Source organism: Photobacterium proteolyticum, from assembly GCF_001939735.1.
In the GTDB taxonomy this organism is placed as follows: Bacteria; Pseudomonadota; Gammaproteobacteria; order Enterobacterales; family Vibrionaceae; genus Photobacterium; species Photobacterium proteolyticum.
The window spans coordinates 180,101-201,500 of record NZ_MJIL01000060.1; the positions used below are offsets into that span (position 1 = coordinate 180,101).

18 protein-coding genes are annotated in these 21,400 nt (G+C 47.0%); 13 read left to right on the top strand and 5 right to left on the bottom strand.

The genetic code is table 11. The annotated features are described in order from the left end of the window. Positions 1-106: 106 nt before the first annotated feature. On the bottom strand, positions 107-811 hold the full coding sequence (gene hutC, locus BIT28_RS10100) for a histidine utilization transcriptional repressor HutC (protein WP_075763426.1): 705 nt from the start codon (positions 809-811) through the stop codon (positions 107-109). Positions 812-1,006: 195 nt separating this feature from the next. Further along, positions 1,007-1,780 (bottom strand): outer membrane protein OmpV, encoded by a 774-nt coding sequence (ompV, locus tag BIT28_RS10105; RefSeq protein ID WP_075763427.1) that lies wholly within the window; start codon positions 1,778-1,780, stop codon positions 1,007-1,009. Positions 1,781-2,145: 365 nt separating this feature from the next. Here ompV and thrS point away from each other — a divergent pair, with 365 nt between their 5' ends. From thrS to BIT28_RS10130, 5 genes are all read left to right on the top strand, one after another. Further along, positions 2,146-4,077 (top strand): threonine--tRNA ligase, encoded by a 1,932-nt coding sequence (gene thrS, locus BIT28_RS10110; protein ID WP_075763428.1) that lies wholly within the window; start codon positions 2,146-2,148, stop codon positions 4,075-4,077. A 3-nt stretch (positions 4,078-4,080) separates the two neighbouring features. Next, positions 4,081-4,632, top strand: coding sequence for a translation initiation factor IF-3 (gene infC, locus BIT28_RS10115; RefSeq protein WP_075763429.1), 552 nt, complete (start codon positions 4,081-4,083; stop codon positions 4,630-4,632). A 97-nt stretch (positions 4,633-4,729) separates the two neighbouring features. Beyond that, positions 4,730-4,924, top strand: coding sequence for a 50S ribosomal protein L35 (gene rpmI, locus BIT28_RS10120; protein WP_007469870.1), 195 nt, complete (start codon positions 4,730-4,732; stop codon positions 4,922-4,924). A gap of 41 nt (positions 4,925-4,965) precedes the next feature. Then, positions 4,966-5,319, top strand: coding sequence for a 50S ribosomal protein L20 (gene rplT / locus BIT28_RS10125; protein WP_007469869.1), 354 nt, complete (start codon positions 4,966-4,968; stop codon positions 5,317-5,319). Between the two features lie 368 nt (positions 5,320-5,687). After that, positions 5,688-6,971 (top strand): trypsin-like serine protease, encoded by a 1,284-nt coding sequence (locus BIT28_RS10130; RefSeq protein WP_075763430.1) that lies wholly within the window; start codon positions 5,688-5,690, stop codon positions 6,969-6,971. A 118-nt stretch (positions 6,972-7,089) separates the two neighbouring features. Here the strand turns inward: BIT28_RS10130 and BIT28_RS10135 are convergent, their stop codons facing one another. Then, positions 7,090-8,598 (bottom strand): acyltransferase family protein, encoded by a 1,509-nt coding sequence (locus tag BIT28_RS10135; RefSeq protein WP_075763431.1) that lies wholly within the window; start codon positions 8,596-8,598, stop codon positions 7,090-7,092. 298 nt (positions 8,599-8,896) lie between these two features. Here BIT28_RS10135 and pheS point away from each other — a divergent pair, with 298 nt between their 5' ends. The 6 genes from pheS (at position 8,897) to btuD (ending at position 16,290) form a co-directional block, all read left to right on the top strand. After that, positions 8,897-9,880: a phenylalanine--tRNA ligase subunit alpha gene (gene pheS / locus BIT28_RS10140; RefSeq protein ID WP_075763432.1), complete on the top strand. Its 984-nt coding sequence runs from the start codon at positions 8,897-8,899 to the stop codon at positions 9,878-9,880. Between the two features lie 18 nt (positions 9,881-9,898). Next, positions 9,899-12,286: a phenylalanine--tRNA ligase subunit beta gene (pheT, locus tag BIT28_RS10145; RefSeq protein ID WP_075763433.1), complete on the top strand. Its 2,388-nt coding sequence runs from the start codon at positions 9,899-9,901 to the stop codon at positions 12,284-12,286. A gap of 471 nt (positions 12,287-12,757) precedes the next feature. Beyond that, entirely contained in the window at positions 12,758-13,054 is a 297-nt protein-coding gene (gene ihfA, locus BIT28_RS10150) for an integration host factor subunit alpha (protein ID WP_075763434.1), read from the top strand. A gap of 237 nt (positions 13,055-13,291) precedes the next feature. Then, positions 13,292-14,335 carry a succinylglutamate desuccinylase gene (locus BIT28_RS10155; RefSeq protein WP_075763435.1) on the top strand — a complete coding sequence of 348 codons (1,044 nt, stop codon included), beginning with the start codon at positions 13,292-13,294 and terminating at the stop codon, positions 14,333-14,335. 115 nt (positions 14,336-14,450) lie between these two features. Beyond that, positions 14,451-15,443, top strand: a complete 993-nt coding sequence (btuC, locus tag BIT28_RS10160; protein ID WP_075763436.1) for a vitamin B12 ABC transporter permease BtuC — start codon at positions 14,451-14,453, stop codon at positions 15,441-15,443. A gap of 85 nt (positions 15,444-15,528) precedes the next feature. Continuing rightward, a complete protein-coding gene (gene btuD / locus BIT28_RS10165; protein WP_075763437.1) occupies positions 15,529-16,290 on the top strand; it encodes a vitamin B12 ABC transporter ATP-binding protein BtuD in 762 nt (253 codons plus the stop codon). Between the two features lie 19 nt (positions 16,291-16,309). Here the strand turns inward: btuD and BIT28_RS10170 are convergent, their stop codons facing one another. Continuing rightward, positions 16,310-16,633: a hypothetical protein gene (locus tag BIT28_RS10170; RefSeq protein ID WP_139310454.1), complete on the bottom strand. Its 324-nt coding sequence runs from the start codon at positions 16,631-16,633 to the stop codon at positions 16,310-16,312. A gap of 154 nt (positions 16,634-16,787) precedes the next feature. Further along, a complete protein-coding gene (locus tag BIT28_RS10175) occupies positions 16,788-18,242 on the bottom strand; it encodes a DUF3360 family protein (RefSeq protein WP_075763438.1) in 1,455 nt (484 codons plus the stop codon). A gap of 639 nt (positions 18,243-18,881) precedes the next feature. Here BIT28_RS10175 and BIT28_RS10180 point away from each other — a divergent pair. Both BIT28_RS10180 and BIT28_RS10185 read left to right on the top strand, forming a co-directional pair. Then, positions 18,882-20,249 carry a TolC family protein gene (locus tag BIT28_RS10180; protein ID WP_075763439.1) on the top strand — a complete coding sequence of 456 codons (1,368 nt, stop codon included), beginning with the start codon at positions 18,882-18,884 and terminating at the stop codon, positions 20,247-20,249. Continuing rightward, a complete protein-coding gene (locus BIT28_RS10185; protein WP_075763440.1) occupies positions 20,246-21,397 on the top strand; it encodes an efflux RND transporter periplasmic adaptor subunit in 1,152 nt (383 codons plus the stop codon). The genes BIT28_RS10180 and BIT28_RS10185 overlap by 4 nt, the downstream gene beginning before the upstream one ends. Positions 21,398-21,400: the final 3 nt, after the last annotated feature.

The window sequence follows — 21,400 nt, forward strand, 5'->3', positions numbered from 1 at the left end:
GCGGTGAGTTCTCGCTGTTCGTTGTCTTACTGGCGTAGGAAATTAGCTAGGTACTTGATAATAAAGTATTAAGTTCCTAGCTTGACATTGCGCGAGGCTGTCAGTGTTAAACCTGACTTCTCGAGCTGAGTTTATACTTATCTCCCGGATGATAGAGAAGCGCGGTGCTGATCAGGTTCTTATCACTCCAGGTCCGGCGGTTTAGCAACAGGCACGGTGAACCCGAAGCCATCATCAACAGATCCGATACGCGCTTGGCCGGTAAAATGGCTTCGACAGTATGCTCAATGTCGCTCAGCGGACAGGTTTGTACCAGGTATTCGTTAGGGGTCTGCTGGGTAAAATCTTGCTCTATGTAATCGGGGACAAAGTCGGGGTTTACCCAGCGTTCTTCGAGCTGAATTGGGGTGTCATTTTCATAGTGGACTATCTGAGTGAAGTAGACACTGGTTCCGTGGCGAACACCTAGCCACAGAGCAATGTCATCATTGGCTTCTACTGTCGTTTGGTTAATCACCTTGTTGGCATAATCATGGCCACGATTTTTGACCTCTGCAGCTATATTGCGAATTTCCATCAGTGGTGACTCGGCTTTTTTTTGGCAGACAAACGTGCCGAGCCGAGGGGTTCGCTCCAGAAAACCGTCTTTAACCAAGTCGCGAATCGCTTTGTTTGCGGTCATACGGCTGACGGAGAACTGCTCCGATAGCTCAATTTCTGTTGGGATCTTGTAACCAGGTGGCCAACTGCGTGATTGAATCTTGTCGTTGAGGTATTTTTTTATTTGAAGGTATCGCGGTGACTGAGCCATTGCTGTCATTCCATAATTGCCTATACAAATGAAAGCAATTTTTCCGCTGTATTTCAAGTTTGTTCTGATCAGGAGCAGAAATAATCTACTTGAAGGGGGGGAGGAGCTTGCTGTTGTGATAGCAGAGGTAAGTTAATAGGGGAGCTGCGCCCAAGGGCAGGTGCAACTCCCTATATAGTGCTATGAAAGCAATAGTTAGAAGTGGTAGGCAACGGTTGCGCCTACGACCCATTGGTTCGCGCTATCTACAATCGGTGAGTCCGAGATTTTAGATCCCAGACGGGTATAGGCTGTGCTTTGAGTAATGTCGATACTGTCTGTTACAGGGACCACAAGTTTATATCCGACATTGAAGGCAAAGTCGCTATCACCTTTGTACGCTTTGCGGGTCGAGGTCGCCTCTGAGGCTTTAACGCCATAGTAATAGTCGACAAAGTCTTTGCTCAGGTAGCTAACACCCGCAAACGGTACGAAGTCAGCAACCCCTAAGTTCATCACGTGAAAGTACTTGGCACCGCCAATGAATCCTTTATAGGCCCCGGTAACATCGTGTTGTAAGAATGTGGAGACGGTTCCCAGCCCAAGATGGAAGTCAGCGTTAAGGCCAAGATCGCCGCTCATCTTACGGTCCTTCATTCCTTTCAATACGTCAGCATCATCAGCGTCATATCCGGTACCACCTGCTGTAAAATAAGCGCTCATATTGACTAGATCATTGTCAGTACCGATAAAGCGATAGTTGATACCACCGAGGTCAATGTTGAAGTCTTCGCCGTGATAACCACCATTAAGTACCACGGCCGTTGTTTTATCCTGGCCTTTGTATAGTTCGCTGCCGGTAACAACGCCTGCTTCTACAAAACCTGCTCCCTCGTTGGTGTAAATATTACCATTGCGAATATAGGTGTCTCCTGCAAATGCCTGCGAGGATAGAAGTGACGCGGCGATGAACAGTGCTAGCTTTTTCATGGTTGAATTCCGTCTATGAGTTTGAATTGTTGTCATTAATCAAGATGTGAACACTGTACAAAATGGGTTTGGTATAGGCTATCCAAGGATTGTCCGGAAATGTCACAGCCTATTACAATCGAGTACAAAAATGCTTTTAATGTCGTGTGAGAGGTAGCTTGGGTATAAAACAATTAAATTTGTCAGGGCCTTTGCAATCAGTTACAACCGTTTGATATAGTTCCACCTTCGTTTCTGTTCTCTGTACTGCTCAGTATTGCGGGACTGGCTCAGAAGCTTTTACTCATTCATCTAAGCTATCCAAAGCTTATATATATTCAACATGTGCTACTTGGTGTGTGGCACCACTGTGAAAGGACATATTCATGCCTGTAATTACTCTTCCTGACGGCAGTCAGCGTCAATTTGACAATCCAGTTTCTACTTTTGAAGTCGCGCAATCGATCGGCCCTGGTCTTGCGAAGGCGACCATTGCTGGTCGCGTTAATGGTAACCGCGTCGATGCGTGTGACCTTATCGAAGAAGATGCTAGCCTTGAAATTATCACGGCTAAAGACGAAGTAGACGGTCTCGAGATCGTTCGCCACTCGTGTGCTCACCTTCTCGGCCACGCGCTGAAGCAGCTTTACCCACAAGCGAAAATGGCGATTGGTCCAACCATCGACAACGGCTTCTACTACGACATTGACCTTGACGAGTCACTTACGCAAGAAGATCTTGAAAAGATTGAAAAGCGTATGAAAGAACTGGCGAAGACCAAATACCAAGTTATCAAGAAAAAGGTAAGCTGGCAGGAAGCACGTGATACGTTTGAATCACGTGAAGAACCGTACAAAGTGGAAATCCTTGACGAGAACGTTTCTCGTGATGATCGTCCTGGCCTGTACCACCACGAAGAATATATCGATATGTGTCGTGGCCCGCACGTACCGCACATGGGCTTCTGTCAGCACTTTACCCTGCTGAACGTTGCTGGTGCATACTGGCGTGGTGACAGCGACAACAAGATGCTTCAGCGTATCTACGGTACTGCTTTCCATGATAAGAAAGCACTGAAGGCGCACCTGACTCGCCTGGAAGAAGCCGCAAAGCGTGACCACCGTAAAATCGGTAAGCAGCTTGATCTTTTCCACATGCAGCAAGAAGCGCCGGGTATGGTGTTCTGGCACCACAACGGTTGGTCAATCTTCCGTGATCTGGAAGTATTCATTCGCGAGAAGCTGACTGAGTACGGTTACCAGGAAGTTAAGGGTCCTCTGATGATGGACCGCGTTCTTTGGGAACGTTCTGGTCACTGGGACAAGTACGCAGAAGCAATGTTCACAACTTCTTCAGAGAACCGTGAGTACGCTATCAAGCCGATGAACTGCCCAGGTCATGTTCAGATCTTTAACCAAGGCCTGAAGTCTTACCGTGATCTGCCATTGCGTATGGCCGAGTTTGGTTCATGTCACCGTAACGAGCCATCTGGTGCACTGCACGGCATTATGCGTGTGCGTGGCTTTACTCAGGATGATGCACACGTCTTCTGTACAGAAGCTCAGGTACAAGAAGAAGTTACATCTTGTATTAAAATGGTTTATGATACTTATCAGACATTTGGCTTTGACAACATTGTTGTTAAGCTGTCTACACGCCCTGAAAAGCGTGTAGGTTCTGATGAAATGTGGGATAAAGCAGAGTCTGACCTGACGCTTGCTCTTGAATCAATGGAAATTCCTTTTGAAATTCAAGAAGGCGAAGGTGCATTCTACGGTCCTAAGATCGAGTTTACCCTGCATGACTGCCTGGATCGTGCTTGGCAGTGCGGTACCGTTCAGCTAGACTTTGCTCTGCCTGAACGTCTTGGTGCAACATACGTGGGTGAAGACAACGAGCGTCACACTCCGGTTATGATTCACCGTGCTATTCTTGGTTCACTAGAGCGTTTCATCGGTATTCTGATTGAAGAATACGCAGGCTTCTTCCCGACTTGGTTGGCGCCTCAACAAGCTGTTGTGATGAATATTACTGACAGTCAGTCAGAATATGTACAAGAAGTAGTAGAAAAACTGCAAAAAAGTGGAATTAGAGTCAATGCGGACTTGAGAAATGAGAAGATTGGCTTTAAAATTCGCGAACATACTTTGAAGCGAGTGCCTTACATGCTCGTTTGCGGCGACAAAGAAGTCGAAGCAGGTGAGATTGCAGTTCGTACTCGCAAGGGTAAAGATTTGGGTAAATTTAAGATTGACGATCTTGTTGCATTCTTGCAGCAAGAAATTAGCAGTCGCAAGCTCAATATTTTGGAGGAATAAGGTATTAAAGGCGGAAGAAGAACACAAGCACCAGTTAAGCAAAACGCACATCGTTTGAATGGTGAAATTCGCGGCGTACGTGAAGTACGTTTAACTGGTCTTGACGGCGAGTCAGTCGGTGTTGTTTCTATTGAAGAAGCAATGAATATTGCTCATGAAGCTGGAGTAGATCTAGTTGAAATCAGCCCTAATGCCGAGCCACCAGTCTGTCGTGTGATGGACTATGGCAAGTACCTGTTCGAAAAGAGCAAGGCTGCTAAAGAGCAAAAGAAAAAGCAGAAACAAATCCAGGTTAAGGAAGTTAAATTCCGTCCTGGTACAGACGAAGGCGATTATCAGGTAAAACTGCGCAACCTGACTCGCTTTTTAGAAGAGGGCAACAAGGGTAAGGTCACACTGCGTTTCCGCGGTCGTGAAATGGCCCACCAGAGTCTGGGTATTGACCTTCTAAATCGTATTAAGGAAGAGCTAGCTGACCTAGCGGTTGTAGAGAGCTTCCCTAATCGAGTTGAAGGTCGTCAAATGACGATGATGCTTGCCCCAAAGAAGAAGTAATTACGGCATTCAAGTAGCACAAAGCGCTGCTTAACCGCAGCGCTTTTTGTTCGCCTGATTACTATGTTATTAACTATCAACAATGCGGAGTCTCATCATGCCTAAGATGAAATCCAACAAAGGTGCTGCTAAGCGTTTCAAGAAAACTGCTGGTGGCTTTAAGTTTAAGCACGCGACTAAGCGTCACATCCTTACTAAACGTACTACTAAGAACAAGCGTCAGCTTCGTCCAAATGCGATTCTTCCAGCATGTGAAGTTGCAGCAGTTGCACGTATGCTTCCGTTCGCTTAATAGTTTTTAGTTTTATATTTTAATTTAGTTAGGAGTCTCCTATGCCTCGCGTAAAACGTGGTGTACAAGCACGTGCACGTCACAAGAAAGTTCTTAAACAAGCTAAAGGTTACTACGGTGCACGTTCACGTGTTTACCGCGTAGCTTTCCAAGCAGTAACTAAAGCTGGTCAGTACGCTTACCGTGACCGTCGCAACAAGAAACGTACTTTCCGTCAACTATGGATTGCACGTATCAACGCTGCTGCTCGTCAGAACGGTATGTCTTACAGCCGCTTCATCAACGGTCTTAAGAAAGCATCTATCGAGATCGATCGTAAGATCCTTGCTGACATCGCTGTATTCGACAAAGCTACTTTCACAGTACTAGTTGAAAAAGCAAAAGCTGCACTGTAATTTCAGTCCAGTTTTGATGTGGAAAGGAGAGCTTCGGCTCTCCTTTTTTCTTTTTTTGCTTTCCTATTGCTTCACCTCTCTTCTTCGTGTTGCCTCAACTCTCAACTCTCAACTCTCAACTCTCAACTCTCAACTCTCAACTCTCTTATTGATGCCTGTCACTCTGATAGGGCAATGAATGTATCTTTGATTGAATAACTGGGATTTATCTCGAGACTCTGTACAGTTTGCAGGCCTCTGATTTGGTATTTCAAATAAATCTGCTTGGTTTGATATGTGGCGTAAATATATGAATTATTTACTATTTAATCACTAATCAAGAGGGCGATAAATTGAAATCAATAGGGCATGTATCGTTAGCTGCTGCGATGTTGTTTACTATCCCGGTGGTAGCTGATAACGGGAATACTATTTCTCCAAAAAATGAACCTCGTATTGTGGGTGGCAAGCCTGCCAATGCGGCAGAGTGGGGGTTCTATACGCAAATTGTGAGTAGATATAGTAACCGTTCCTACTGTGGCGCGAGTTACCTGGGAGATGGCTATGTTCTTACGGCAGCCCACTGTGTGGATGGTGATGCTCCGAATCAGATCGCCGTCAAGGTAGGAGGGATGAAATATAATGGAACAGATGGCCAAAGAGTTAATGTATCTAATATTTATATCCATCCGAACTTCAACTCGCGCAATCTGGACAATGACATCGCTGTATTGAAACTCGACCGTATACCCGTCGGTGCACAAATGGTTGAGATAGCCCAGGGCTCGCTGACTCAGTATGCAGGTGTGGGTGACTGGTTAACGGTTGCCGGGCTTGGTCGCACTCAGGAAGGCGGAAGTTCGCCATCCGTCCTTATGGAGGTGGATGTGCCTTTGGTGTCGGATGCGACATGTCGTACTGCCGGGGGCAGCTATACCAATGTTGGTGCAGTTTCATTCTGTGCCGGGTTACCTCAGGGGGGCAAAGATTCCTGTCAGGGTGACAGCGGTGGCCCTATTGTTGTTAATCGCTCAGGAACCATAACTCAGTTGGGAGTGGTAAGTTGGGGGATTGGGTGTGCAAGACCGGGCAAATATGGCGTCTATAGTGATATTGCGGCTTTGCGAAGCTGGGTCGATAGCGTCATTGCCAGCCCGTCAGGTAGCATTTCTGTCGGGTATACTAAGCAGCAGACGCTGGCCGGATTTAAGGTTGGAGAAATTAAAACTCATACGTTTGAGCTGACCAATACCGGCACAACAGGCTTTACAGTCACCAATATTGAACTTGGCTACGGAGGGGTAGCCCTGCGGCCTGTGATCAGTCGCGACACGTGTTCTGCCACAACATTAAATGCTAGCCAGGCTTGTTCGGTTGCGATTGAGTTCGGCGCCTCTGCGGCAGGAGCGGCGACGGTTGCCCTGAATTTCTCAACAGATAAGGCTACGACGGTTTATACCGCTAACATCAGTGCGGTTGCCACTGATAGTGGAAACTCTGGTACATGCGATGGTAGCTGGGACCCAGTAAAGGTTTACAACAAGGGCGACAAAGTGAAATGGGCCGGTAAAGTGTGGCAAGCGCAGTGGTGGACTCAGGGCGATAACCCATCTGATTCGGGGCCTTGGGGTGTCTGGCAGGAAGTTGGGCTGTCAAACTGCGGTGCTAAATAATACTTAAGCGAGTAGCTGTTCTTTATTCGCGAAGGCTAAGCCTTAAGCCGAGCACTGATTTTTCATAATGAAGAGTCAGTGCTCGGCAATATAGGCTAGCTCGTTATAGGGAAGTTTTTCAGTAACTTTCGCCTATCTGTTTTTGGGATTTAATACGAGGGGAATAAGCTAACTTCTGAATCGCGAGGGTGACTCCTACAGAGATAATAATCAGAACGCTGAAGGTAACTAACGGACTAGAGAGTACAGCAAGGTATGGGTTTATATCCATTTGATAAACTCCCAGCAGCATGTTTAGCAACCCTGTCATAGAAAGTGCTAACCAGTAGCCGGAAACAACGATGACAACGCCAATATGTTTGTAGGCAGGCACTGTCATTTGCTTGCTCCCTGGGGTAAGCCAGCGAAGAAAAGCATAATAGCTGATGCAGCAGACAAGTATAGCTTTAGCGATCGTCATTGGGTTACTGATGTCAAATAAACTGCCGTTCTGCCCGTCTTGCGCATAGAAAAATAATAGCCAGAAAGCGCTGAGTACCATAGCTGACTCGCGGTAAGCCCCGAGCACCTGCTTGCCAAAACAGCGTTGGAATAGCTTCCTGAGTGAAAAGTATAATATCAGGTTGACAGTAAAAGCGGCTGGTACAAGCAGCACTTGCAGTGCTAGGTTATTACTCAGTGCGGCGTTAATCTCAGGGTTAGAATAAGCCCCCATGTGGAAAAACAATGACATTACCGTGATGTTGAGTACGCCGTGATTTAAGTAAATCTCGCCACTATGTTCACCGCCCTTTGCAAATAGCGAAGGTTTGTCTGTTCTTGGCAGCGTCAGTGCCAGGGCAACAAATGATAGCGTCACAGGTATTGTCATTAAATAATAGTCGGCAAGGATACCGCCATGGCCTTTGACTAACCACAAGCCTTCTGCGACTGATAGCCCGGAAAAAATCATAACGCCAACCAGGTACACCGGCCATGGCATTTTTTTAAAGAGACTGACGGCATTTATCTTGGCCAGTTGATAGCCAAGGGTGACGTAGAAAAGGCCGAAGAAGAGGGGGTCTCGAGAGTTCACAAAGAAGGTATTTGTTTCCGGGTTGAAGAGCTCAAACGGTATCAGTGGTTGGTAGGACTGCCCGCTGAGGCCAACAAGGTGGAGGGCAAAGGCAACCGTAAACAAAATGGTGCCGGCTTTGAACTTGTTGGCAATGAACTGAATGAATACCGCGATCGTCAAGGCTGGCATAAACCACATGATTTGCGAGCCTACTGTACCGTGATAGAGCGCTTCATAAAATAATGCGGCAGTAAATTCGGCCGGATGCCAGAACCGGTATATGATTCCGGTAATAAGGACATAAATCAGGGTCCAGCTAATATACATCCTGATGAGTTTTGCCAGATACCGCCAGGTGTAGCGGTTGGTATCAGCCATGCTTTGGAAATAATACAAGTAACCTGCGACAGCAAAGAAAAATGGTACGGCGAAGCGGGCAACTATATTAAGACTGATATGAATGGCATTTTCTTCTTCGCCACCATAGGCATAAAATATCGGATAATGAATAACGAATATTGCCAACATAGCCAGTAACTTCAGGCTATCAAATGCGTGCACTCTTTTCATTTAAGCTTTCACTCTATAATCAGATAAGCAAATGTGTTCATACTGGGGCATCATTCGTATCTTGATAACTATATTCAAGTACTATCGTAGAGTTACACCTTTTTTCATGGCACCACGCGATTGATTACTTATTTATGAAAGTGTTATACCACTAAGAACCAAAGCGGCATTAATTTTGTTCAATTCCCTCTTTTTATTGCGATTCAATTTGGATTTAGACGCATGTTTCTTTAGTATGTATCGTTACGCGAATTTATATCTCCCTTAAGGACGCCACCTGTGGGTGGATGAGGAAACGATGCAACATCTAGACGAGATTATTGCCAACGCAACGGCAGCTATTGAGCAGGCTGAATCACTAGTCGCTCTGGACGAAGTCCGTGTCCAGTATCTGGGCAAGAAGGGCGAACTAACCCTTCAACTACAGAGCTTGGGTAAACTTCCACCGGAAGAACGCCGCGAAGCTGGTCAGAACATCAACAAAGCTAAGCAGGCTGTTCAGCAGGCGATTTCTGCTCGTAAAGAAGCACTACAGCGTGCTGAGCTGGAAGCAAAATTGTCTGCAGAAACTATCGATGTGACTCTGCCTGGTCGCCGTATTGAGAATGGTGGCCTGCACCCTGTTACTCGTACTGTTGAACGTATTGAGCAGTTCTTTGGTGAACTTGGCTTCAACGTTGAGGCAGGCCCTGAGATTGAAGATGCATTCCATAACTTTGATGCTCTGAATATCGCAGAAGATCACCCGGCGCGTACGGATCATGATACTTTCTTCTTTAACCCTGATCTTATGTTGCGTACCCATACATCGGGTGTTCAGATCCGTACAATGGAAAACGGTAAACCGCCATTCCGTTTTATCGCACCTGGCCGTGTTTACCGTAACGACTATGACCAGACTCATACCCCAATGTTCCACCAGGTGGAAGGTATGCTGGTTGACGAGAACGTAAACTTCGCTCAGCTGAAAGGCATTCTGCATGACTTCCTGTGTAACTTCTTCGAAGAAGAAGTGGAAGTGCGTTTCCGTCCGTCATATTTCCCGTTCACAGAGCCTTCTGCAGAAGTAGACGTTAAAGGCAAGAACGGTAAATGGCTTGAAGTTCTGGGCTGCGGTATGGTTCACCCGAATGTACTGCGCAGCGTAGGCATTGACCCTGAGAAATACTCTGGTTTCGCATTTGGTATGGGTGTAGAGCGCCTGACCATGCTTCGTTATGGCGTAAACGATCTGCGTGCGTTCTTCGAGAACGACCTGCGTTTCCTAAAACAATTCAAGTAATCCAGAGGTTCAAACACTATGAAATTCAGCGAATCATGGCTTCGTGAGTGGGTAAACCCTGCGGTTACTACTGACGAGCTTACTCACCAAATTACTATGGCTGGCCTGGAGGTAGACGATGTACTACCTGTTGCTGGCTCATTTACCGGCGTTAAAGTTGGTCAGGTTGTCGAGTGTGGTCAGCACCCGGATGCCGACAAACTACGTGTTACCAAAGTTGATGTTGGTGCAGAAGAGCTTCTGGACATCGTATGTGGTGCGCCAAATTGCCGTCAGGGCCTGAAGGTTGCTGTTGCAACTGTTGGCGCTGTTTTGCCGGGTGATTTCAAAATCAAGAAAGCGAAACTGCGTGGTCAGCCTTCTCACGGTATGCTTTGTTCATTCACTGAACTGGGTATTGACGTAGAATCAGACGGTATCATGGAGCTTGCGGAAAACGCTGTTATCGGTACTGACTTCCGTGAATTCCTGGGTCTTAACGATGTTACCGTTGATGTTGATCTGACTGCAAACCGCGCTGACTGTTTCAGCATCCGTGGTCTTGCACGTGAAGTTGGTGTACTTAACCGCGCTGACGTGGCTGAGCCTCAGTTTGACGTTGTTGCTCCGTCTATTGATGACACCGTATCGATTGAGGTTAAAGAGGGCGCAGCGTGTCCACGTTACCTTGGTCGAGTAGTTCGCAACGTCAACGTAAAAGCTGAAACACCACTTTGGATGCAGGAAAAACTGCGCCGTTGTGGTATCCGCTCAATTGACCCGGTTGTCGATATTACAAACTATGTACTGCTTGAGCAGGGTCAGCCAATGCACGCTTTTGATCTTTCCAAGATCAATGGTGGCATTGTGGTTCGTATGGCAGAGCAGGGCGAGAAGCTGACGCTGCTTGACGGCTCAGAGAATGAGCTAAATGCCGATACGCTGGTTGTTGCCGATCACGACAAAGCACTGGCTATCGCCGGTATCTTCGGTGGTGAACTGTCTGGTGTGATGTCTGGTACAACAGATATCATGCTGGAGTGTGCATTCTTCGCGCCTGACCATATTCGTGGACGCGCGCGTAGCTATGGTCTGCATACTGACTCTTCTATGCGTTTTGAGCGTGGTGTGGATTACGCACTGCAGTACAGCGCAATGGAGCGTGCAACTCAGCTGATCGTTGAAATCTGCGGCGGCGAAGTTGCACCGGTTGTGGCTGTTGAGTCTGAGGCTGATCTTCCTAAGCCAAACACAGTATCACTACGTCGTACTAAGCTGGACAACCTGCTAGGCCACCACATTGCTGATGCTGATGTAGTTGAGATCCTTGAGCGTCTTGGTCTGACGGTTGAAGCGACTGATGCTGGCTGGACTGCAACGGCACCGACATGGCGTTTCGATATTGCTATCGAACAGGACCTGATCGAAGAAGTTGGCCGTATCTACGGTTACGACAACATTCCAAACCAGAACCCTGCTGCAGCACTTAAGATGCACGACCACGTTGAAGCTAAGCTTCCTCTTAAGCGTGTTCGTAACCTGCTTGTGGACCGTGGTTACCAAGAAGCGATCACTTATAGCTTTGTTGAGCCAGAGCAGCAGAAGCTGATCGTTCCTGGTGTTGAGCCGCTAGTCCTGCCTTTCCCGATTTCTGCGGATATGTCTGCAATGCGTCTTGGTCTAATCCAAGGCCTGCTTAACACTGTTGTTCACAACCAGAAGCGACAGCAGCCACGTGTTCGCCTATTCGAATACGGCCTGCGTTTCATCCCGTGTGAATCTGCTGAAAACGGTATGCGCCAAGAGCCTATGCTGGCTGGTGTTATCGCCGGTACGCGTAGCGAAGAGCATTGGGACATCGAAACCAACACTGTTGATTTCTTTGACTTGAAAGGCGATCTGGAAGCGATCCTTGAGCTATCTGCTAACGAGAAGGCTTACAGCTTCACAGCGGCTAAGCATCCTGCACTTCATCCTGGCCAGTCAGCAGCAATTGTTGTAGACGGCAAAGAAGTGGGTGTGATTGGTACGGTTCACCCAGAGCTTGAGCGTAAGTTTGGTTTGAACGGCCGCACGATCGTATTCGAAATCGAATGGTCTGCGATTGACACTAAAGTGATTCCAGAAGCGGTTGCACTGTCTAAGTTCCCGTCAAACCGTCGTGACATCGCGGTTGTTGTTGATGAAGCAGTGGCTTCTGGCGACATCGTTAACGCTTGTCTGGAAGCTGGTGGCGAGTTCCTGACTGACGCAAAACTGTTTGACGTTTATGTAGGTAAGGGCGTAGAGGAAGGCAAGAAGAGCCTTGCAATTGCCCTTTCACTGCAGTCGGTTGAGCGTACGCTGGAAGAAGCTGACATTGCCGGTGCCGTAGACGGTATCGTTGCAGTATTGGCTGAGCGTTTCGGTGCAAACCTGCGTGACTAACTGATTAACAATCTGTCTTAGATCGGCAATTTTTTGTTATTTAAGTCATTGTTTTATGAAAGCAGCCGTAAAAGGCTGCTTTTTTTTGATCTGTATTCAAAAATATCTAACATTCTGATAGATAGCGCTATTTACTGATTCTTGGTCTTATTTTAGAGAGTTATTCGGTATGCCCCTGATTTAACAGGACTAATTTTGGGGTTATGTGATCTCTAAGCACAACCGGGTGCATGGAATTAGCCTTTTCTTGCTATTAAAAATCAATTATTTGATGATAACTTTAATTAAAAAAGTTGGCGGAAATCAGCAAGTTGGCTTAAACTTGTCTCTAGTTGAGGGTGAGCAGTTATTATGCGACATATGGTGCATAGTGATTCGTTGATAAATTGCTCAGTTCTCACGAAACTAATTCGCAGCAGATATACGGTGTATATCTGTACTCCATTCAACATAGTCTTGAGGGAATGATCTATGGCGCTCACAAAAGCCGATTTGGCTGAGAACCTGTTTGAGAATGTTGGATTAAGCAAACGGGACGCCAAGGATACGGTGGAAGTCTTCTTTGAAGAAATCAGAAAAGCTCTTGAAAGTGGCGAGCAGGTGAAACTATCAGGTTTTGGTAATTTCGACCTTCGTGACAAGAATGAGCGACCAGGAAGAAATCCTAAAACGGGTGAAGATATTCCTATTTCAGCCCGCCGTGTTGTTACTTTCCGCCCAGGTCAAAAACTTAAAGCTCGCGTAGAAAGTATCGAAATCGAAAAATAGTAGCTTTAAGCAAGGTAACAAAGAACCCAAGTGAGATGTGTAGACTCACTTGGGTTTTCTTTTTTTGGGTATATATAACTTTATTCTCTTTTTTGCGATCTTCTGCTGAAACAAGCTGGTTACAAAGATGTAACTAGCTTGTATATTGGTTTGTGGTGGGTTTTACTGCGGCTGGTAACAAATAGCCGCTAGTGACAATGAACTTACCAGTTAACCGTATAGACATGGAGGTTGTAAATGGCATTTCTGCAGCAGGTCAAAGATGGGAAGTTTCTTCAGGCTACCCTTGATTTGTCGTTAGCGTTTGAAGGTGGTGAATGGACTGTATCATCAGGAGCCCATTGCCAGTTGCTTATGCGTGGTGTACTTCAGGTGACGCCGGCTGACTTAAACGGTAACGAGAAAGATATCGTCCTGTCGTCAGGGGTTCATGGGGACGAGACCAGCCCGATAGAACTTGTTCAGCAATTGGCAGAAGGGGTGTTGAAAGGGGACATTATTCCAGCTCACCGTCTGCTGCTGATCATTGCTCATCCAGAAGCGATTAATGCACATACCCGTTTCATCGATGAAAATATGAATCGCTTGTTCAAAGGCTACAACGAAGAACGCAATATCGACAGTATCACTGCCAACCAGCTGCAACAGGCTGTAAGCCTCTTTTATGCGGGCTCAACAGCAAACACCTCAGATCGCTGGCATTTGGATCTTCACTGTGCCATTCGGGATTCTGAGCACTATACCTTTGCCGTTAGCCCATACAGTGACAAGCCGACCCGGAGTAACCGGTTGTTTGCATTTTTGCAGCATGCCGAAATTGAAGCGGCGTTATTGTCTAACTCACCATCACCGACGTTCAGCTGGCACAGTGCCGAGTATTTCGGTGCGCAGGCCTTGACGATGGAGCTGGGTAAAGTTGCGCAGTTTGGTGAAAATGACCTCGAACGTCTCGCGGTTTTCAACGCTGCCATGCTCGCTCTGGTGACCGAACCCGAATTACCTATGTTGTGGGAAGGCGATAAGCTCAGTGTCTACAAGGTGACCCGTACCCTGGTGAAACAAACGGATACTTTTTATTTTACCTTTCCGGCAAACCAGGCCAACTTTACCTATTTTGAGCAGGGCAAACTGCTGGGAGGCGACGAGGGTGTCGAGTACTTCTCCCTGGAAGGCGGGGAGTCCGTGGTATTCCCCAACCCGAACGTTGCGCTTGGACAGCGTGCGTGCTTGTTGGTCAAGAAAACTGATGTGAACTTCGGTGAACAGGTGTCTGTAAAGTAATACTCGCTTATCTACTGAAAATGAAGGTGATTTCCAGAGTATTCTTAAATGGCCTTCTTTTCATTCCCACGGTGAAAAGGTATGGTTAACGCTTCTTTTTTACCGTGTTCGTCCCATGCAATTACATGATCTTATTTTACGTCAGCAGGCCAGGTGGAAATTCAGCGTTGTTCTGATTTTATTGGTATTGCTTGTTGCCTGTTTTTTCTCTCTCGCTGTGGGCGAAATTTTTATCTGGCCATGGTCGCCTGATGGCGGCCTGGAGCAACAGTTACTGCTTCAGCTACGGATGCCTCGGTTACTAGCGGCGCTGGCAATAGGGGCCTCTCTGGCTGCCTCTGGTGCCGTATTACAGGTATTGCTAGGCAACCCTTTGGCCGAACCCGGTGTACTTGGAATTTCAGGTGGCGCTAGCCTTGCCTTGGTTATTCTGTTATTTGCCTTGCCGTTTGTCCCCAATCCAATGATAACCATGTTAGCCGCAATGCTTGGGGCATTGTGCTTTACGCTGATCCTTGTTGGTCTGTCCCGCCGACGCAAAGTGTCAACGGCCAGGCTGCTGCTGATCGGTGTTGCGCTGGGGATCCTCTCCGGGGCCGTCGTGACGTGGGCGTTTTATTTCAGTGACGACCTGAACCTCAGACAGCTGATGTACTGGCTGATGGGCAGTGTCGGTGGCGTGAGCTGGTCACAGCTTTCTTTGCTGGTGTTAGTGTTCCCAGTATTGGCGTGGTTATGTGCGCAAGGCAAGAAGCTTGATTTGCTGATGTTAGGTGAAGGGCAGGCCAAACAACTGGGATTAGACGTTTCAGCCTTTCGCTGGCGGTTGATCCTGACTGTGTCACTCCTGGTGGGAGCATCTGTCGCTTTGGGGGGCGTTATCGGCTTTATCGGTCTGGTTGTCCCGCATTTGCTTCGCTTGGCTCTAGGCACCGAGAACCGCTTCTTGCTGCCGCTGGCTGCAATGTGTGGTGCGTTGCTGCTGGCTGTTGCTGATACGTTATCAAGAGTTATTTTGCCATCGGCCGAACTGCCTGTCGGTGTCGTTATTACAAGCATTGGTGCCCCGATATTTATCTGGATGCTGCTGCGCTCACAGCTTGACTGATAGCGATACACTGATGAGCAATGCCATAACTGGCTGTGTAATAAAGAATAATGCCACAAAGAGCCATTCAGAAGACGAGAGTGCGATGATTGTAGATGCTAAGAATCTGGCGATGCCACCTAGGCTGTTGCCTGTTTCATTTTCCATAGAGGCCGGTGAGATCGTTCACCTAATTGGTCCTAATGGCAGTGGTAAAAGTACTGCTATTTCGATGCTATCCGGGCTGTTTCAGGGGGAAGGTGAAGTACAGCTGCTCGGTAAATCATTGCAAGATTATGATTTGCAATCATTGGCAAGGCTGCGCTGCTATCTGGCCCAGCAGGATCGCCCTGCTTTTTCTGTTGGTGTCTACCATTACCTTTCCCTGGCGCTGTCGGCGCTTGGAGAGCTAGATGCTGATAGTGTTCAGTCGGCATTAGATGAGGTATGTAGCGCCCTGAATATAGCCGATAAGCTAACCCGAAATATTCAGCAGTTATCTGGCGGGGAATGGCAGCGTGTTCGTCTTGCGGCAGCATGCCTTCAGGTGTGGCCGACGTTGAACCCCGAGGCCAGATTGCTGTTGCTCGATGAACCAGCAGCTGCGCTGGACATCGGCCAGGAAGCTGCAATGTATAAGCTGATACGCATGATGGCAGAGCAAGGTATTGCGGTTGTGATGGCAAACCATGACTTAAATCGTACCTTGCGTGAGGCTGATAAGGTGTTGTTGCTGAACAATGGTTCCTGTGTCGCTAAAGGCAAACCGAGTGATGTTATGACTGTTGAAATGCTTGAGTCCACCTTCGTCACTCGGGTACAGCGAATCGAACATGACGGGAAGTCTTGTTTATTGTTTGTCGATTAGGTTGTTCAAATGGGCACAATTAAGACTGAACGGAATGGTTTGAAATGCTTACAACGTTATTTTTACGCGGGGCAGACCATGCAATAAGCTGCTGGTAATACTTCTTTTGCAGATACAGCAGCAGGCTCAGACCAATAAATGCCAATCCGATCAGGTAGCTGTTCTCTTGTATATCAGATGATGTGAAGTTAAGCAGAATACCCATTCCGACACCCAACCCACATAATAGCTGTAGCATTGGATAGGCAAGAAAGAAAAAAGATTTCAGATTAATAAGTAGAGAATACAATCCATGTTTCAGCATTCTCAGGGCATGGTTTGGAGCCATGTCTGTCAATCGCATATTCTTAACCAAGATAATTAGAATTATTATTTCACTGTGGTGGTAAACAGGAAGCTCGGTATTGCTTGTTGGGTGAAATTAAGCTTCATTTTGCTTCCTGTTGATTGTGCGCATTAGGCCAGAATGTCCGGCCTAATGCTTATTGCAGGGCTAGTTAGCCTAGCAGTGCAGGGATACCTGGCAATTGACCGACAAGGGCCAATGCACCGACACAAACAATCACTGCTGTTGCCGGGATAATCAGCTTATCGGTGCGGGACAGAGAATCAGCACGTTCTTTGTTGCCGATAAGTCCCAGGTTGTCCAGCAGCATGGTAAGTGCCCAGCCAAATACAGGGTTAACCAGTGCACAGGCAAACATACAGATACCAGCGCTTTGTGAATTACGTGAACATTTCACCATCTGCATACCGGCTTCCAGTAACGGTAGGAATACACCAACAAGCAGGGCAACACGCAGAACCGGTTCCCACATAGCCAGATCCATCGGGAAGCCAAGAACCGCTGCCAAAACACATAGTAAGCCTGTTAGTAGTGCACCACCTGGAATTGGACGTTTGGCAATCGCAGCCGGAATCATGTAAGTACCCCAAGACGATGCCAGGTTACCACCACCCAGGCCAGCACCGATCATCTGACGAATAGAACATACTGCCATCGTATCGTCGACGTTCATCAGAGCGCCTTTGGCACTTTTCGGGTAATTTAATTCCTGGAAAACACGGTGGCCAAGGAAATCTGGCGACCACATAGCAACGGCTAGAATAGCAAAAGGAATAACCGCAATATAATGCTCTAGTTGAGGCCAGCCAAGCTGCCAGCCGGTATTTTCTCCCCACCAGAAGAATGGGCTCATATTTGGTAAGCCAGGCTCAGTGACAAACTCAAAAGGTACACCCATGATATATGCAACCACACCTGCAATTAATGAGCAAAGTGGAATGGCGAGCCAACGTTTTTCTACTTTTGCTAGGTAGGCATAAATAACAATTGTCGTAAGAATAACAATAAATGAAACGGCATCCAGACCAGAACTTACTGACCATGATTCGAATTTATTTAATTGTCCGATAAGTCCAACGGCACCAAGGTATATTAATAGTCCGCCACGAACACCTTCGCCGGTTAAATTAACTAACCTTGAGCCACCCTTGGTTGCACTTAATATTAAACCAAATACACCAACCATAATACCTAATGCAAGAGGGTGCCCTCCAGCGGCAGCAATTAATGGAATTAATGGGATCATTGGCCCATGAGTACCTGCCAGGTTGGATAACGGATTTAAGATGGCAGAGAAGAAAACAACAAAAAGAAGTCCTGCAATCAATAGCTCAAAACGTACGTTTTCAGCAACGAATTCTTGTGATAGGCCGAATTGTGCAGCAAATGCGGCGACCATGGCGGTAACCATGACAACTTTACCTATGGTTGCGGCAATGGCTGGCACCCAGTCTTCGATCTCTATGCCAAAATCTCGAAACGGTAAGTGCACCCTCCACCGCTTAAGATCCATAATAGAGAGCTCGTGCTCTAAATACGCCGCCCTCGATTCAAACTCGCTGGCTTTTTTACGGCGCTGTTTATAGGTCCCATGATCTACACTCATGTCAACTCCAAAAATTAATAGATATATGCACTTCAGTGCTAATAATAGTTATATTACTAAAGAGGTATTAAATAAGTCTGAAATATTTATATAAACATTGAAATATATTTTGATATTTAATTTGACCTAGATCTCATAATCAACGTGAACATATAAACAAGATGCACATAAAGATATTTTATATTACAAGTTGATTATTTTGTGTTTTGTTAAGTTTTTTATTTGTATTATATTTTCTCTAGTTGTTTGTTTTATATGTTTAAACTTTTTATGGTAACTTAACAGTGGTTTTCTGGTAACTGCTCGTTAACATTGAGATGGTGTGGCTGTTATTTTTACATATTCGGTGGCTTGTATTGATGTTTGATCTCATTGCAGTTGATTCTTTGGGTTATTTTTGAGTGGATAGGGAGATCTATCAATTAAAAAGTTAAAATCTTTGTAATCAATTCATATTCCTTAAAAGTGTTTAACATTTATAGTAATTTTTATAAATATTATTAGGTTCTAATATACTCATGTTCAATTAAGTATTATTCCTTTTGTTGAATATATTAGTTTGGGTATACGCCAATATTAACCCTGCCTTAACGCCTTCATCTTTATGCTTGCTTCAGAAAATTTCAGGAGACAGGCTTAATGATTTTGCCAAGTGAATTTAAGATCTCACTTGTTTCACTCATGATACTGGGTATTACCGGCTGTAGTACCTCGGGCGGTGTGAACTTCCAACAAACTGCACAGGACTCACGTGCCGAACACCAAGCATGGAGTTATCAGCAAACTGATGCCTCTCAGGCGAGCCAGCTTACCGATATAGTTGCAATACCGACGCTAACACAGTTAGTTGATGATGCGTTGGCCCAGAACCCCGGCCTTCAACAAACGGCATTGGCACTCCAAATTGTCTATGCCCAGGAAAAACTTGCCGTAGGTGATCAGTTGCCAGCGCTGAGTGCCGGGTTCAGTGGTCAGCGAGAAGAAGATAAGGACACCAGTTACAGTACCGATCTGACGGTGAGCTGGGAGCTGGATCTGTGGCAGAAGATCAGCGATGGCGTTGGGGCTGCCCAGATGGATGTAGCTAGTTCACAGGCTACCTTTCAGGCGGCACAAGATGCCTTGGCGGCGAATATTATGCGGGCTTGGCTGCAGATTAATCTCAGGCAGCAATTGCTGAACATCGAAACTGAGCGGCTGGTGGTTCTGGAAAACAACGAAACCTTTATTCTGGAACGTTACCGTGTGGGGCTTGGGCAATTGGAGGAGCTTGATAACGCCCGTAGCAGCAGTGCCCAGACAAGGGCGACACTGGCGGATTATAAAGAGCAGCTTGCCAAGGAATACCGCTCACTAAATCAGTTGCTGGGCAGGGATCCATCCTCCACGCTCCCTCATATAGAGCAGAGCTTTCCGGAAGTATTCGAACCGCTTGCGTCGCTTCCTGAGCAGGATTTGGGGCGTCGACCTGATCTGCAATCGGCCTATTACACAATATTGGCAGAGCAATACCGGACATCTGTGGCGTATAAGGCGCTGCTTCCATCTATCAGTTTATCGGCTTCGCTGACAGATATCGGTTCGAGCCCGAGTGATGCCTTACTGACAAGTCCTGCCTGGAGCCTGCTAGGGCAACTGACGGCGCCATTGTTTCAGGGGGGTAAGCTCAGAGCCCAGGTTGATATTGCCGAGCTAACAGCTGAACAAAGTTACTGGGCGTATCAGGAAACATTGCTCAATGCTGTCACTGAAGTTGAAAACACTTTGGGTCAGGAGCAGTCACTGGAACGACAGCAGCAACACCTGACAGAAGCACTAAGCAGCGCATCTCGCAGTGTCACTAACTACCAAACCAAATATCGACAAGGGCTCGTCGATATTCTTGACCTGTTATCGGTACAGCAACAAACGTTTGATCTTCAATCTCAGCTGGTACAGATAACGTATAACCGACTCGTAAACCGAATTGACTTAGGCCTGGCGCTAGGGCTTGGAGTGTCATCATGAAATTAAAAATGCTTACCATTGCTGTAACACTTGCTTCAGCTGCCAGTATTGTTGCTGTTGCAGCCTATAACGGCGAGCAGATGAGTGCCGTTATTGTTCCCGCTGTTGAAACACGCGGCCCTCAATACCCTGATGTTGCGATTGTTGAAGTTGCCCGACGCGATTACAGGGCAACGATAACGGGACACGGCGAAGCAAAACCACGCTATGAACTTGATTTAACCGCAGAGGTTAGCGGGCAGGTTGAGAGCCTGGCCGATCGTTTTGAAACGGGGTTGGAGTTTGAAAAGGGCGACGCCTTAGTCAGATTGAATCAGACGGACTACCAGCAGGCTGTTGCCAGTGCAAAGGCATCTGTCGCCGATGCCAGACTGGCGTTGCTTGAAGAACAGCGCCAGGGCCAGCAGGCCCTGAAAGAGTGGAAGCGATCCGGGCTCAAAGGCCAACCGGACTCATCCCTGGTGTTACGCGAACCGCAACTACAAGCAGCAGAAGCTAAATTGGAAAATGCCAAACGGGAGCTGGAGAAAGCAAAGCGCGATTTGGGGAAGACCACAATCAAAGCTCCTTTTAATGCCCTGATTATCTCAAGGGAGGTTCAGCCGGGCAGCTATATTCAGGCTGGCAGTAAGGTGGCTATGCTCTACAGTACCGACAGAATTGAAATTAGCATTCCGCTGTCCGGCAATCAGTGGGGGAATTTGCCGCCGCTAAATTCGCTCGGTAATGAACAATGGCCGGTCGAACTAACCAGTACCGAGGGGAACAAGCAATGGCAGGGTTACGTTGAACGGGTTGAGCAGCACCTGGATAGTGCAAGCCGGCAGCGTTCATTGATAGTTGTGGTTGAGCAGCCGCTGCAAAAAGCCAACCCTTTGTATGCAGGTACATTCGTAGAAGCGAAAGTACAAGGCCGGGATTTATCCGAACTGTGGCAGTTACCTGCATCGGCGATCTCGCAAACAGGAGAGATTTGGCTCGTCGATGACAACCAAAGTTTGTTCAGTATTAAGGCCAAGAAACAGTTCGAAGACAGTAACTATGTCTATGTGGTTCCGCCTGACGGCACTGAGTATGCCAGAGTGGTTATTCGTCCGTTGAACAGTTACGTACAGGGTATGTATGTTCAGCCGGTTGTGGAGGGGTAAGCA

What these genes read in the sequence shown, in the direction of transcription:
- pheS (WP_075763432.1), top strand. Translation starts at nt 8,897, where the DNA reads ATGCAACATCTAGACGAGATTATTGCCAACGCAACGGCAGCTATTGAG.
- BIT28_RS10130 (WP_075763430.1), top strand. Translation starts at nt 5,688, where the DNA reads ATGTTGTTTACTATCCCGGTGGTAGCTGATAACGGGAATACTATTTCT.
- rpmI (WP_007469870.1), top strand. Translation starts at nt 4,730, where the DNA reads ATGCCTAAGATGAAATCCAACAAAGGTGCTGCTAAGCGTTTCAAGAAA.
- btuD (WP_075763437.1), top strand. Translation starts at nt 15,529, where the DNA reads ATGATTGTAGATGCTAAGAATCTGGCGATGCCACCTAGGCTGTTGCCT.
- BIT28_RS10155 (WP_075763435.1), top strand. Translation starts at nt 13,292, where the DNA reads ATGGCATTTCTGCAGCAGGTCAAAGATGGGAAGTTTCTTCAGGCTACC.
- rplT (WP_007469869.1), top strand. Translation starts at nt 4,966, where the DNA reads ATGCCTCGCGTAAAACGTGGTGTACAAGCACGTGCACGTCACAAGAAA.
- BIT28_RS10170 (WP_139310454.1), bottom strand. Translation starts at nt 16,633, where the DNA reads ATGCGATTGACAGACATGGCTCCAAACCATGCCCTGAGAATGCTGAAA.
- BIT28_RS10180 (WP_075763439.1), top strand. Translation starts at nt 18,882, where the DNA reads ATGATTTTGCCAAGTGAATTTAAGATCTCACTTGTTTCACTCATGATA.
- BIT28_RS10135 (WP_075763431.1), bottom strand. Translation starts at nt 8,598, where the DNA reads ATGAAAAGAGTGCACGCATTTGATAGCCTGAAGTTACTGGCTATGTTG.
- pheT (WP_075763433.1), top strand. Translation starts at nt 9,899, where the DNA reads ATGAAATTCAGCGAATCATGGCTTCGTGAGTGGGTAAACCCTGCGGTT.
- ompV (WP_075763427.1), bottom strand. Translation starts at nt 1,780, where the DNA reads ATGAAAAAGCTAGCACTGTTCATCGCCGCGTCACTTCTATCCTCGCAG.
- BIT28_RS10175 (WP_075763438.1), bottom strand. Translation starts at nt 18,242, where the DNA reads ATGAGTGTAGATCATGGGACCTATAAACAGCGCCGTAAAAAAGCCAGC.
- hutC (WP_075763426.1), bottom strand. Translation starts at nt 811, where the DNA reads ATGGCTCAGTCACCGCGATACCTTCAAATAAAAAAATACCTCAACGAC.
- thrS (WP_075763428.1), top strand. Translation starts at nt 2,146, where the DNA reads ATGCCTGTAATTACTCTTCCTGACGGCAGTCAGCGTCAATTTGACAAT.
- BIT28_RS10185 (WP_075763440.1), top strand. Translation starts at nt 20,246, where the DNA reads ATGAAATTAAAAATGCTTACCATTGCTGTAACACTTGCTTCAGCTGCC.
- ihfA (WP_075763434.1), top strand. Translation starts at nt 12,758, where the DNA reads ATGGCGCTCACAAAAGCCGATTTGGCTGAGAACCTGTTTGAGAATGTT.
- btuC (WP_075763436.1), top strand. Translation starts at nt 14,451, where the DNA reads ATGCAATTACATGATCTTATTTTACGTCAGCAGGCCAGGTGGAAATTC.